Annotated in this window: 12 protein-coding genes; 2 read left to right on the forward strand and 10 right to left on the reverse strand. The window is 37.4% G+C overall.

The window, feature by feature from the left end:
• Positions 1 to 27: 27 nt before the first annotated feature.
• From ACKP2L_RS04265 to parE, 6 genes are all read right to left on the reverse strand, one after another.
• A complete protein-coding gene (locus ACKP2L_RS04265) occupies positions 28 to 780 on the reverse strand; it encodes a gamma-glutamyl-gamma-aminobutyrate hydrolase family protein (protein WP_439426119.1) in 753 nt (250 codons plus the stop codon).
• 68 nt (positions 781 to 848) lie between these two features.
• The gene (gene rpsN, locus ACKP2L_RS04270; protein ID WP_439426120.1) at positions 849 to 1,118 is read right to left on the reverse strand and encodes a 30S ribosomal protein S14; all 270 of its coding nucleotides are present in this window, start codon (positions 1,116 to 1,118) and stop codon (positions 849 to 851) included.
• The gene (rpmG, locus tag ACKP2L_RS04275; RefSeq protein WP_439426121.1) at positions 1,118 to 1,282 is read right to left on the reverse strand and encodes a 50S ribosomal protein L33; all 165 of its coding nucleotides are present in this window, start codon (positions 1,280 to 1,282) and stop codon (positions 1,118 to 1,120) included. The genes rpsN and rpmG overlap by 1 nt, the downstream gene beginning before the upstream one ends.
• Positions 1,283 to 1,375: 93 nt before the next feature.
• Positions 1,376 to 2,296, reverse strand: coding sequence for a manganese-dependent inorganic pyrophosphatase (locus ACKP2L_RS04280; protein ID WP_439426122.1), 921 nt, complete (start codon positions 2,294 to 2,296; stop codon positions 1,376 to 1,378).
• Between the two features lie 3 nt (positions 2,297 to 2,299).
• Positions 2,300 to 4,744 (reverse strand): DNA topoisomerase IV subunit A, encoded by a 2,445-nt coding sequence (gene parC / locus ACKP2L_RS04285; RefSeq protein ID WP_439426123.1) that lies wholly within the window; start codon positions 4,742 to 4,744, stop codon positions 2,300 to 2,302.
• Between the two features lie 5 nt (positions 4,745 to 4,749).
• Positions 4,750 to 6,753 (reverse strand): DNA topoisomerase IV subunit B, encoded by a 2,004-nt coding sequence (parE, locus tag ACKP2L_RS04290; protein ID WP_439426124.1) that lies wholly within the window; start codon positions 6,751 to 6,753, stop codon positions 4,750 to 4,752.
• Between the two features lie 104 nt (positions 6,754 to 6,857).
• On the opposite strand from parE, the gene plsY reads away from it, so the two are divergent.
• On the forward strand, positions 6,858 to 7,478 hold the full coding sequence (plsY, locus tag ACKP2L_RS04295; RefSeq protein ID WP_439426125.1) for a glycerol-3-phosphate 1-O-acyltransferase PlsY: 621 nt from the start codon (positions 6,858 to 6,860) through the stop codon (positions 7,476 to 7,478).
• On the opposite strand, the gene ACKP2L_RS04300 is transcribed toward plsY, so the two are convergent.
• Positions 7,461 to 8,357: an aldose 1-epimerase family protein gene (locus ACKP2L_RS04300; RefSeq protein WP_439426126.1), complete on the reverse strand. Its 897-nt coding sequence runs from the start codon at positions 8,355 to 8,357 to the stop codon at positions 7,461 to 7,463. The two genes, plsY and ACKP2L_RS04300, sit on opposite strands and share 18 nt — an antisense overlap.
• A gap of 154 nt (positions 8,358 to 8,511) precedes the next feature.
• On the opposite strand from ACKP2L_RS04300, the gene ACKP2L_RS04305 reads away from it, so the two are divergent.
• Positions 8,512 to 8,865, forward strand: coding sequence for a hypothetical protein (locus tag ACKP2L_RS04305; RefSeq protein ID WP_439426127.1), 354 nt, complete (start codon positions 8,512 to 8,514; stop codon positions 8,863 to 8,865).
• A gap of 82 nt (positions 8,866 to 8,947) precedes the next feature.
• Here ACKP2L_RS04305 and topA read toward each other — a convergent pair whose 3' ends face one another.
• Genes topA through ACKP2L_RS04320 form a run of 3 tightly spaced genes read right to left on the reverse strand, consistent with a single transcriptional unit; the run spans position 8,948 to position 12,527 of the window.
• Entirely contained in the window at positions 8,948 to 10,942 is a 1,995-nt protein-coding gene (topA, locus tag ACKP2L_RS04310; protein ID WP_439426128.1) for a type I DNA topoisomerase, read from the reverse strand.
• Between the two features lie 30 nt (positions 10,943 to 10,972).
• Positions 10,973 to 11,860, reverse strand: a complete 888-nt coding sequence (gene dprA / locus ACKP2L_RS04315; protein ID WP_439426129.1) for a DNA-processing protein DprA — start codon at positions 11,858 to 11,860, stop codon at positions 10,973 to 10,975.
• A 34-nt stretch (positions 11,861 to 11,894) separates the two neighbouring features.
• Positions 11,895 to 12,527: a ribonuclease HII gene (locus ACKP2L_RS04320; protein WP_439426130.1), complete on the reverse strand. Its 633-nt coding sequence runs from the start codon at positions 12,525 to 12,527 to the stop codon at positions 11,895 to 11,897.
• Between the last annotated feature and the right edge of the window lie 10 nt (positions 12,528 to 12,537).

Consider the following 12,537-nt stretch of genomic DNA (forward strand, 5'->3'; position numbering starts at 1 on the left):
TCAAAAAAATCCCTTTTTAGGGATTTTTTAATAATTACGACTCGTTCTTAAAACAAAATTTTTAAACAGTTCTAATTGTTTGCTATTTTTTTGCCATAAATTTTCCGGATGCCATTGGACAGCGATTATCTGATCCGTTTTCTCGCTCTCTAAAGCCTCTATAACGCCGTCTGGTCCTGTTGCAGCGATTCTTAAACCACTGCCGACTTGTTTTACTGCCTGGTGATGACGCGAATTAACGAACGCTTTGTTTCCCAAAATGTTTGAAAGACCGCTATTTTTAACAATATTAACTTCATGGGTTGGGAAAGATCCTTCGGTTGGGTACTGTTGATGCTTGATCAAGGAACTTTCATACTGCTTTTTTAAATCTTGATAAAGGGTCCCACTAAAAGTTACATTGATCGACTGCAAGCCCCGGCAAATTCCAAATATCGCCTTGCCTTGTTCATAAAAAGCTTTGATCAGTTTTATTTCAAAAAAATCTCTTTGGTAAGATATTTCACCTATTTCCGGAATCGGATCCTCTCCATAAAAACTTGGATCTACATCCGGGCCGCCGGGTACCAGTAAGCCATCAAACTTTTGAGCTATTTTTTGAATGTCCGAATCGCCGCTATGATCATGAAATTCAGGTACTTTTAAACCAATCGGTATTCCGCCGGCCTCAAAAATTGCCCTGCTGATATCTCGCGGACTATAATCTATTTTCTGGTCATTTGATGACATGCGCGACGATCTTTCTATATCGTCAACAATAGCGATTAAAGATTTACTCATAATACTGAAGATTCTATCAGAATTATTTAATAAAACAAAAAACAGCCTGAATAGACTGTTTTAAATCATTACCAGCTAGCTTTGCGAACGCCAGGAATCTGACCTTTATGAGCTAATTGACGGAAATTCAAACGACTAAGTCCAAAAGCACGCATATATGCATGCGGACGACCATCTGTTAAATCACGATTATGTGCGCGAACCGGCGAAGCATTACGAGGAAGCTTTGCAAGACCAGCATAATCACCGGCAGCTTTTAATGCAGCTCTTTTTGCGGCATATTTAGCAACTGTAGCTTCAATACGCTTTTCTTTTTCAATCTTCGACTTTTTTGCCATTACTTCACCTCCTTAAATTCAACAACTTTACGAAGCTTTGGGGAATACTTCTTTAATACCAAACGATCAGGGGTATTACGACGATTTTTACTCGTTAAATAAATTCTCTCACCAGTTTGATCATTTCCCAAAACAACATGATCTCTTTGTCCTTTACCTGCCATTTTAACTCCTAAAATATTTTATATAAAGTCAATTCAATACAGCTTAATATTATACATAAAACAAAATCATTTGTAAATAAACTATTTTAATTTTCAATTAAAAGACTCTGTTAAAGGTGGTACTATTTGTTTTTTCCGCGATACGACTCCTGGGAGATCGATCACATCATCTTTGAATTCCCTGTTAAAGGCTGATTCAATTTTAGTTTGGTCATCGCCGAAATAAAGAGCCACCGAATTTGAATTCAATATATCAGTAATAACGAACAAAAACCCAGCAAATCCTTTTTCCTTATTTTCGGTTTCGATTTCTTTTTTAAGTGCGTCTTTACGAGCAAGAACACTTTGGATATCAACTGTATTCACTTGGCCGATGCGATAAGTCTTGTTACCAAACTGGAAACTTTTGGCATCACCATCGATCAAATCCTTCTCAGACTTTTTAGAAAGATCGGTACCGGCTTTTAGCAACTCTAATCCATATTTATCGTAATCGGATATTTCAGCATCTTCAGCTAATTCTTTGATAACTTGGCGATCAACATCTGTGGTCGTTGGGCTCTTTAACAAAAGAGTATCTGATATTAATGCAGACAGCATCATCCCCGCAAGATCTTTAGGTATTTTTATACCATCTTTTTTGAAAAAGCCATATAAGATAGTCGAAGTAGATCCTAAAGCTTCGGCATGATAAAACAATGGTGCACTGGTTTTGAAATCTATTTTATGGTGATCAAAAACATGCGTAACAGTCAAATCTTTTATATTTGAAACAGATTGGCCGGCCTCGTTATGATCAACTAATACAACTTCTTTGGTATCTGCTTTGTCTATGATCCTCGGAGTTTTCACTCCAAAATATTTTAAAGCAAAATTCGTCTCATCATTAGGAGCACCCAAAGCGACTGCTTCAGTGTCGAGTCCTTTCTTGTTCAAATAATACGATGCAGCTAAAGCTGCTGCTATTGCATCGGTATCAGGATTTTGATGTCCAAAAACTAATTCTTTTGCCATTTATCAATTCACCTCTTGATTTTTTCTCACTCCTACAATAATACTATTTTTTTCAACTTTCACCTTTGGCTTGAAAGGTCCATTGATTTCAGAAATATTTGAAGCATCGCTTACAAAAGAAATCGTCTTACTGGTATTAGTAAACGCCTTTAATTCATTTTTGGTATGTTGAGCAAGCAATTGGGCTCCGCCGATGATATCGCCAGACATAAAGACGGTCTCGGTTCTTTTCAGCAACCCTCTGGTAGAGATTGGCAATTCTAAAGGATCTATCAATTTATAATGTCCTCTCTCGGTTAAAAGCATCAGCACCTGGCTTTTATTAGGATCTGTTATTTCTATATCTATTATCCGATCTTTGCTTAAAAGTCTTATTGGCTTAGATCCGCTTGATTTAGCACCCATAGCCGGTATTTCGGATAAAGCTAATTTATAGATAGATCCCCTTTGAGAAACCATGATTATTTCTTTTTCGCTGCCGCTTAATTTCACCGCGGAAACCAAGTCGGCATTTTCTTTAACCGAAATAACGGTGTTTACACGTTTTTTATAATATTTTGTAGGCAATATATTTTCAACAGAAATTTGTTTTATAAATGAATCGCTGCTTGTTAATAAAATGCTCTCTTTTTTTTGTTCATTTGATAATGGATAATCGTAAATTATCACCGAAACCACATACTCATCTTCAAGCAATCCGCTCGTTGTCTGTGAAAGGTGTTCCCCTAGATCTTTCCACCGACTTTCAGCAATTTGATGAATAGGCTTGTATATCAAATGCCCTTTATTGGTAAAAATGAATAACTGTTTTAAAGTATTGGTTTTTGTTAGGAAAACCGGATAATCATCTTTACTAAGTCCGTTATCTTCGCTGGCCTTGTAAGAACGATATGACGCTCGCTTTAAATAACCTTTTTTTGTGACCTGAATTATAGCTTCTTCTTTAGCGATAACAACAGTTTTATCAATTTTTATTTGACTGATTTCATCTTCGATCTTGCTTCGGCGCGGATTGGTATAAAGTTTTTTGATAGTTAAAAGTTCTTTTTTTAAAACTTTGTTCAATTCTTTTTGATCGGAAAGAATCAAACGGTAATAAGCAATTTTATCAGCTAATTCTTTGGCCTCTTTTTGAAGTGCGGCAACATCGGTGTTAGTCAAACGATAAAGCTGCAAAGTAACGATCGCTTCAGCTTGATGATCGGTAAAATCAAATTTTTTGATCAGATTATCTTTAGCGTTTCGACGGTTTTTAGAAGATCTGATCGTAATTATAACTTGATCTAAAATACTGATCATTTTTATTAAACCATCAACTATTTCCTGCCTTGACAAAGCCTTTTCTAATTCAAAATTTGTCCGTCTTGTGATAACTTCTTGCCTGAATCTTATAAAAGCAGAAAGCATCTGTTTCAAACTAGCGGATACCGGCCGCTGATTTTCGATCGCGGTCATATTAAAGTTATAAGCTTGCTGGAGCGAAGTTTTTTTGAAAAGGAAATCCAAAACACCTTGCGGATCAGCATCTTTACTTAATTCAATAACGACTAATAGGCCTTCGCGGCTTGTATCATCACGAACTTCTGTGATCCCATTGACTTCGTGATTGACCCGGATTTCATCTATTCTGGAAACCAAAGCTGCCTTGTTGACCTCATAAGGCAGTTCAGTTATTTTTATCTGTTTTTTCCCGGCCTTTAAGTCTTCAATTTCGGTCTTTGCTCGAATATATATTCTTCCCCGTCCTGTTTGATAAGCTTCGCGGATACCCTTTATTCCCTGGACGATAGCACCAGTTGGGAAATCCGGTCCCTTGACGAACTTCATCAGCTGGTCAAGGTCTGCTTGGGGATGAGCAAGCAAAAATACTAAACCGTCTATGACTTCACCAAGATTATGCGGCGGTATTTCAGTGGCATAACCTGCCGATATACCAGAAGCACCATTTATCAAAAGGTTTGGGATACGACTAGGCAAAACCGTCGGTTCATAGCGTGTATCATCAAAATTTAAAACCATATCAACGGTTTTTTGGTCTAGATCTGCAAGTAATTCTTGAGAAAATGGCGACAGCCGCGCTTCCGTATAACGCATGGCAGCTGGAGGATCATTATCGATAGAACCATTATTACCGTTCATATCTATCAACGGCTCACGCATCTTCCAATTTTGGCTCATCCTAACTAGCGCCTCATATATTGAGGAATCACCATGAGGATGATAATTACCCATAACGTTGCCGACTGCCTTTGCTGATTTACGGTAAGGATGATCGAAAGTATTGCCGTCTTCTTTCATCGCAAATAAAATTCTTCTTTGTACCGGCTTTAGGCCATCACGAATATCCGGCAAGGCTCTTTCTTGAATAATATATTTTGAATAACGACCGAAACGTTCACCCATAACGTCTTCAAGGCTTAGTTCCTGGATCCTATTTTTTTCAACCATATTTCTTATTTAGACTCCTCTTTTGAAAGGTCTGGATGGTAACTGCCGTCATTGCCGTTAACAGTATCTAAGATCGATCCGGCTTCGTCCAAAGAAAATTGGACATTTTCTTCGATCCATTTACGTCTTGGTGCGACCTGGTCCCCCATTAAGACAGTCACTCTTTTTTCAGCTAATGCTGCATCTTCGATCTTAACTCGAATCAAAGTCCGGCGATCCGGATCCATCGTTGTTTCCCAAAGCAGCGAGGCATCCATTTCCCCCAATCCTTTATAACGAGTTATTTGATAACCGTTTTTTTGTTTTTTTGTCAAGTCAGCGAGCTCTTCATTAGTCCAAGCAAAGCTTTCATTTCTTTTCTTGTTTCTGCCTGAAGATACCTTATATAAAGGTGGTAATGCAATATAGACTCTGCCTTTTTCGATCAAAGGACGCATATATTTATAAAAAAAAGTCAGCAGCAAAGTCTGGATATGGGCACCGTCATCGTCGGCATCAGTCATGATTATTACCTTGTCATAGTTAGCTCTTTTGATATCAAAATCGCTGCCGACGCCCGCTCCGATCGTATAGATCATGGTACTTATTTCTTCGTTTTTTAAAAGTTCATCCAAACTAGCCTTCTCAGTATTCAAGACCTTACCTCTGAGCGGCAAAACAGCTTGAAATTTACGGGCTCTGCCTTGCTTTGCAGAACCGCCCGCAGAATCGCCTTCAACCAAGAAAAGTTCATTTTTAGCCGAATTTTTTGATTGAGCCGGTGTTAATTTTCCAGAAAGTAATAATTCGCGGCCTTTTTTTCTTTTTCCTCCGCGAGATTCATCGCGTGCTTTGCGCGCTGCTTTGCGCGCTTGCCGAGCCCGGAGTGCCTTGTTGACCAGATTTTGAGCAAGATCACCATTTTCCATTAAAAATTGGCTAAGCTGTTCGGAAATGATTTTATCAACAGCCGTTCTCGCTTGAGCAGTACCTAACTTTTCTTTGGTTTGTCCCTCAAATTGAAGAATATCCTCGGGAACGTAAAGGCTTATGACTGCTGAGAGGCCTTCTCTAACATCTGAACCCTCAAAATTAGCTTCTTTTTCTTTTAAAAGTCCCGTTTTACGTGCATAATCATTAAAAGCTTTGGTCCAGGCAGTTCTGAACCCGGTTTCATGACTTCCGCCATCAGGAGTATGTACATTATTAACAAATGAAAGTGTGGTTTCAGAGTAGCCGTCATTGTACTGAGCAGCTAATTGGACTTCGATCCCTTGATCTTTCCCATGAAAATACATTATGCTGCCGATCGAATTTTTGTCTTCGTTCAAATATTCGACAAATTGTTTTATGCCTTCGTTATATTGATACTCTTGAACAGTTTGCGGTTCGGTACGCTGATCAGTAAGGATTATTTTGACACCCTTGAGAAGAAAGGCTGATTCCCTTAATCTTTCAGCAATTTTTGAAAAACGAAAGACAGTCGTAGAAAAAATCTTCGAATCTGGTTTAAAAGTTATAGTCGTTCCTGTTGGATCATTAGTTTTACCTAATTTTTTTAAAGTCCCCACTGGATGGCCGCCATTTTCAAATCTTTCTTGGTATTTATGACCATCGCGATTTATAGTTACGACCAAAAATTCTGATAAAGCATTCACTACGGACGAACCAACACCATGTAAACCGCCTGAAGTTTTGTAACCGCCCTGACCGAATTTCCCTCCAGCGTGTAAAACCGTCAAGATAACTTCGGGGGTAGGTTTGCCGGAAGCATGCATCCCAACCGGCATGCCTCTTCCGTGATCGATTACCGTGATCGAATTATCTTTATTGATAGTGACTTTGATTATATCGCCATAACCCGCCAATATTTCATCGACAGCATTGTCTACTATTTCCCAAACCAGGTGGTGAAGACCTTGTGAATCAGTAGAACCGATGTACATTCCAGGTCTTACTCTTACCGCTTCTAAACCCTCTAAAATTTTTATGTCAGATTCGTTGTATGTATTTTGTCTTTTCTTTGCCATAAAACTCTCTTTAATTTAATAATCATGATTCAATCAACAGTCAGTAAAGATACACTATTTCTTATTTTCTTTGCAAGCTTTCCGCGATAGGCTATACTGTTACCGTGATTTTAAAAACTATCTTATTCATCATTGCTGCATATCTGATCGGTTCTATAATGACCGGATATTGGATCGGAAAATATTTCTTTAAAAAAGATATCACAAAAGAGGGGTCTGGTAACGTCGGCACTACAAACGTTTTCAGGACTATCGGCCCTATTGCGGGCGTAATCGTTTTAATAATAGATATCGCAAAGGGAAGTATTGCCACCATCCTTCCAGGAATGATGGGTTTTCATAGCGTAAGCCCCTTGATATTTGGTATTTTTGCCGTAATCGGCCACTGCTATTCGATTTTTTTGAATTTTAGAGGAGGCAAAGCAGTAGCTACTACTGCAGGTGTGATGCTAGCATATGATCCGACTTTTTTTCTTTTTTGTGCGGCCGTTTTTGTAATCGTACTTTTTTTTGGGTCAATGATAAGTTTGGCTTCGATCATTACTTTTATATCCGGCACTATAGAAGCTTTCTTAATGCCGGATAATTTTCTTAAAATAGTTGCCATTATCGTAACTCTCATCTCTTTATATGGCCATAGAGAAAATATCAAACGGATCCTTAAAGGACAAGAAAGAACGGTGCCCTTTGGCATCCTTTATTGGAAATCAAAGAAAGCCGATTGAGTATTTAAAGTTCTGGCTTTGCCCGGATTGGAGCGCAAGTATACCATATTTATCTTTTAATACACCATCAGAACCCGTTGTGTCAGCTACTCCCCACCATGGTTCTATCGCAACAAACTTAGCCTGTTCGGTATTTTTGGACCAGATGCCAATGAACTCGGTATCATCCGCACTTAAAGATATCCTAGCCGGACGATAACTTATTTTTTCGCCATTTTTTTGTTCATCCGGCAGACTGGCTTCCAGCATTATTTCGGTCATTCCAGGAACGGTTTTAAGGATTATTGCATCGTTTGAAAAATCACTTCGAGTTATTTTTCGAGCAACTCCAAAATCAAATTCGCGCTTGCTTGATAGGTCCAAATAATTTCCCTTTAATGAATATCTGTAAAAACGTCGTCTATTAGCTACTATTTTCGAATTAGCAAAATCCGCATTGAATGCTGGATGACCGCCGATCGAGAACAACAATATTTTTTTGTCTGTGTTTTCCACTTGATAATTTACTGATAGATCAAAATCATGCAATTGGTAAGTAACACGCAGTTTAAATTCGAACGGATATATTTTGTATGTTTCATCATTACTTTGAACCTGAAAAATCATTTGTTCTTGGTCTTTAAAAACTAATTCCCAGTCAAGGTCGCGAACAAAACCATGTTGATTCATCCTATACTCATTGCCGTTAAACGAATATCGATCATCTTTTAAGCGCCCAACGATAGGAAAAAGAATCGGTGCATGTCTTCCCCAGACCTCAGGATCTGCCTGCCATAAATATTCATAACCACCGTTGTTGGCTTTTACAGAAGAAAGTTGAGCTCCGTGATTTGAAATCGTAACTGTTAGAAATTTGCTTTTTAAACGATAATCTGTCATCACGTACATTCTATATCATTTAATCTGCTCGTTTTCACGATTTATTAAACAAAAAGCAATATTAAATGTTATAAAAATATAAAAAGTTTTAAGTTAATCCAAAAAAAATTTTTTTTGGATTTTTTTTACATAAAATCAAAGTGGAGATACGAAAATGCAGTTTAGAAACAATTTAAATCCTGTTGACAATATCCGCTTAGGCTTGGCGTATCATCGTTATAAGAAAAACAAAAGAAAAACATTTAGAAGAAAAAATCATCTAAACGTTTTGGTAAATTTTTACGATCGCTTTTTAATAGATCTTATCAATTTTTCTGATAGAGCAAAACAAAGAGCAGCTATTGAAGCTTCCGAAAAAATACAAGACGAAATTTTGATAAATCAAAAAACAATTTCTTTTCCTGTTTTTAAAATACTCACAATTTTGTTAACTGTACTATTATTAGCAACTTTGTTATTTGGTATCTTAGTTATCGTGACAACCAACTGGTATATACCTAGATATTGATTTAAATATTTTCTTTTCCTCTTTAACAAAATACAAAAACATTAATAATTTATTTTTCTCTTGTTAAATTATTCAATCAGCATCAACTGCAGTTTGATCGTCTTTTTTTAGGTTTTGTCCAACTAGCAAAGTCGCAGTCGGGATAGCGAGAGCAGCCATAAAAAATTCTTCCGCGTTTTGTGTGTTTTATAACCACTTCCCCTATACCGCATTTTGGACACTTCATACCGATTTGTTCAATTATAGATTGTGTTCCGTGGCAATCTGGGAAACGAGCACAGGCATAAAACTCACCCCTGCGCGATCTCCTTATAACCATCAAAGAACCACATGTTTCACATAGTTCAGGCGCTATTCGATCATATATCGGAACCTTTTCTAAGTTTTCTACAGCCTGATCGACCTCTTTTTTAAAGGGACGATAAAAATCATCGATAACTTTTTGCCACTTGGCATCGCCTGTTTCAACTTTATCTAATTCTTCTTCTATTTTAGAAGTAAATTTGTTATCAGTAACTTCCGGGAAAGATCTCCTGACGACATCCTGCACTATGTCTCCAAGATCGGTTGGGATTATTTTTTTCTTATCAAAACCAATATATCCGCGTCTTTGCAAGGTATCCATCGTAGGTGCATAAGTAGATGGCCTACCGACTCCTAATTCTTCTAAAGCTCTTATCAGAGTAGCTTCTGTGTATCGAGCGGGCGGTTGAGTGAAATGCTGTTCGGGTAAATTGCTGACCATCTGCACAGAAGAATTTATCTCTAAAGCGGGCAAGATATTGTTTTTTGTAGACGACGTTTTTAAAATTTTTGTCCAGCCGTCAAAAAGTACTTTTATCCCCGTAGCTCTCCAGTAAACATCGTTCTGTTCGATCATGATCGACTGATTTTCGATCCTTTGAGCTTCCATTTGACTGGCCAAGAATCGCGACCAAATCAAATTATATAATCTGTATTGATCGCGGCTTAAAGTATTTTTGATAGAGTCTGGCGTTATTTCAACGTTAGTTGGTCTGATTGCTTCATGCGCATCTTGTATATTATCGGATTTTTTGACTATATTTTTCCGATGATAATAATCATTGCCAAGATTATCCAAAATAAACTTTTTCGCCATTTCTTGTGCAGTTTCTGAGAGTCTTGTCGAATCAGTTCTCATATAGGTGATCAAACCAACATGACCAAATTTAGGTACACTCAGACCCTCATAAAGCCCCTGAGCTATCTGCATAGTTTTACGAGCGTGAAAATTAAGTTGCGAGTTGGCCGTTTGCTGCAGTGTTGAAGTTGTAAAAGGATTTGGAGCGTTTCGCTTTGACTCTTTTTTAGAAATGTCGGCTATTTTGAACGGCTCATTTTTATCTATTTTAGAAAGGATATCAGAAACGTCGCTCTTTGTTGATAATTTCATTCTCTTATTGTGCAAACCATAAAAATCAGCATCAAATTCATGGCGCTTAGCCTTAAAGGAAGCACTAAGACTCCAATATTCTTTTGGAACGAATGATGATATTTCTTTTTCTTTATCTAAAATGAGGCCAAGTGCTACCGATTGTACTCTGCCGGCTGATAACCCTCTTTTTACCTTTTGCCATAATATAGGACTGATCGAGTATCCAACTAATCTGTCCAAAATTCTTCTTGCTTGTTGTGCATTTACAAGGTCTTCTTCAATGGCACGCGGATGTTTAAAAGCATCTTTAACGGCATTTTTTGTTATTTCGTTAAAGGTTACTCTATTTTTACCATCTTCCGGCAAACCTAAAATATGGCTTAAATGCCAAGCTATCGCTTCACCCTCTCGGTCAGGGTCGGAAGCAACATAGATGGAAGAGGCGGATTTAGCAGCCTTTTTTAAAGAATTTATAAGTGGTGCTTTTCCGCGAATGTTGATGTACTTAGGTTGATAATTATTTTCCGTGTCCACCCCAAGCTGTGATTTAGGCAAATCTCTTATGTGTCCCATAGAAGCGAGCACTTCATAATCTTTACCAAGATAATTTTCGATCGTTCTAGCTTTTGAAGGGCTTTCAACGATCACTAATTTTTTTGACTTTCTTTTTTTTGTTACCACGAATAACAGTCTACACTAGCTGTCAAGTATTCAGTAATAAATTATTTCTTCCATAATATCTTCCGCGTTTAAAACTATTTTTGCTCCATCGGATATAAGTTTATTAGTACCTCTAGATTCAAGGTTGTCCATATTGCCGGGAATTGCTAAAACATTTCTATTTTCTTGTGCAGCAAAAGCAGCTGTTATCAGGCTTCCTGAATGCTCTTTTGCTTCGATAACTAACGTAGTTGAAGAAATTCCTGCAAGGATCCTATTTCGAGCGGGGAAATGAAACTTGGCTGGTCTTTGACCGGGGAAATATTCTGACAAGAGCAGTCCTCTATGTTTTATTTCTTCTTGGATCAAAGCGTTTTCAGCTGGATAGCAGATATCTACACCGTTTCCAAGCACGCCGATAGTATTTCCGTTAGACTTAAGTGCTTGGTCGTGGGCAAAACCATCGATTCCTCTAGCTAGACCCGAAACGACTGTTAATCCTCTTTCTATAAGTTCAGGTATCAATCTTTTTAAAATACGTTGGCCGTAGTTTGTCATTTCTCTTGTACCGACGATAGTTATCATTGGTTTTCTACAGAGATCGATATTTCCTTGATAAAAGATAACTATCGGCGGTTCGTAAATTTGTTTAAGTTGATAAGGATACTCCTTATCACAAATTGCTATAAATTCCATTTGTTGATAATCGTTGTAATTAAAAATAAACTGATCCAATATTTGGCAATATCGGTTGATAACGATTTGATCAACTTTTTTATATTCGCCGCTCGCTAATAAAAGGTTTGTAAATTCCTCTTTGCTTAACGGCAGCTGTTTTTCGTTAGGATATAGATCTAAAATTTTCCTGTAAAAAAATATTTCCTTTTTACTGCTGCCTAAGGTAAGGTGCAGAATCAATAAATAATCGCGTAGTTTCACAATATGAATAACCTCCTAAGGGGTATTACGCGATTTAATTGCTTTTTTGAAAAATAGGAGCGAAACTTCTCCGATGAATTGGAGTTATACCATATTTAGCCAAAGCGTCTTGATGTTGTTTTGTCAGGTAGCCCATATTGGCAGAAAATCCGTAACCTGGGTACAATTTGTCGTATTCTTTCATTAAATCATCACGATATACTTTTGCCAAAATTGAAGCTGCCGCTATCGAATTAGACTTTTGGTCTCCATGGATTATCTTTTTTTGTTCTATCTTTGAGTCGATCGTCATTGCATCGATCAATAAATGATCAGGAGTTACAGAAAGTTTTTCAACTGCCATTTTCATAGCTATCTTAGTAGCCTGATAAATATTCATTTTATCAATGTTTGTTGCTGAAACTTTACCGAAAGCAAAACAAACTAGACTATCTTTTATTTGCGGTTCTAATTCTTTTCTTCTCTTCTTGCTTAATTGCTTTGAGTCAAAACAATCTTCAACAAAAAAATCATTTTTCAATATACAAGCACAAGCGACGACCGGACCGGCTAAGCATCCGCGCCCGACTTCGTCGATACCGGCGATGTACTTTGCACCTGTTGATTTAAGCTCATTTTCAAATAAAAATCTTTGTGGAAATCCTTTTTTTATTTCACTTATTTTCATACTTGTGCAG

Origin of the sequence: Oenococcus alcoholitolerans (assembly GCF_051852995.1) — a bacterium.
In the GTDB taxonomy this organism is placed as follows: Bacteria; Bacillota; Bacilli; order Lactobacillales; family Lactobacillaceae; genus Oenococcus; species Oenococcus alcoholitolerans.

Bases quoted from the DNA above. Each gene is read 5' to 3' on its own strand.
- rpmG (WP_439426121.1), bottom strand. From the start codon at position 1,282: ATGGCAGGTAAAGGACAAAGAGATCATGTTGTTTTGGGAAATGATCAA.
- parE (WP_439426124.1), bottom strand. From the start codon at position 6,753: ATGGCAAAGAAAAGACAAAATACATACAACGAATCTGACATAAAAATT.
- ACKP2L_RS04305 (WP_439426127.1), top strand. From the start codon at position 8,512: ATGCAGTTTAGAAACAATTTAAATCCTGTTGACAATATCCGCTTAGGC.
- ACKP2L_RS04300 (WP_439426126.1), bottom strand. From the start codon at position 8,357: ATGACAGATTATCGTTTAAAAAGCAAATTTCTAACAGTTACGATTTCA.
- ACKP2L_RS04265 (WP_439426119.1), bottom strand. From the start codon at position 780: ATGAGTAAATCTTTAATCGCTATTGTTGACGATATAGAAAGATCGTCG.
- ACKP2L_RS04280 (WP_439426122.1), bottom strand. From the start codon at position 2,296: ATGGCAAAAGAATTAGTTTTTGGACATCAAAATCCTGATACCGATGCA.
- rpsN (WP_439426120.1), bottom strand. From the start codon at position 1,118: ATGGCAAAAAAGTCGAAGATTGAAAAAGAAAAGCGTATTGAAGCTACA.
- parC (WP_439426123.1), bottom strand. From the start codon at position 4,744: ATGGTTGAAAAAAATAGGATCCAGGAACTAAGCCTTGAAGACGTTATG.
- ACKP2L_RS04320 (WP_439426130.1), bottom strand. From the start codon at position 12,527: ATGAAAATAAGTGAAATAAAAAAAGGATTTCCACAAAGATTTTTATTT.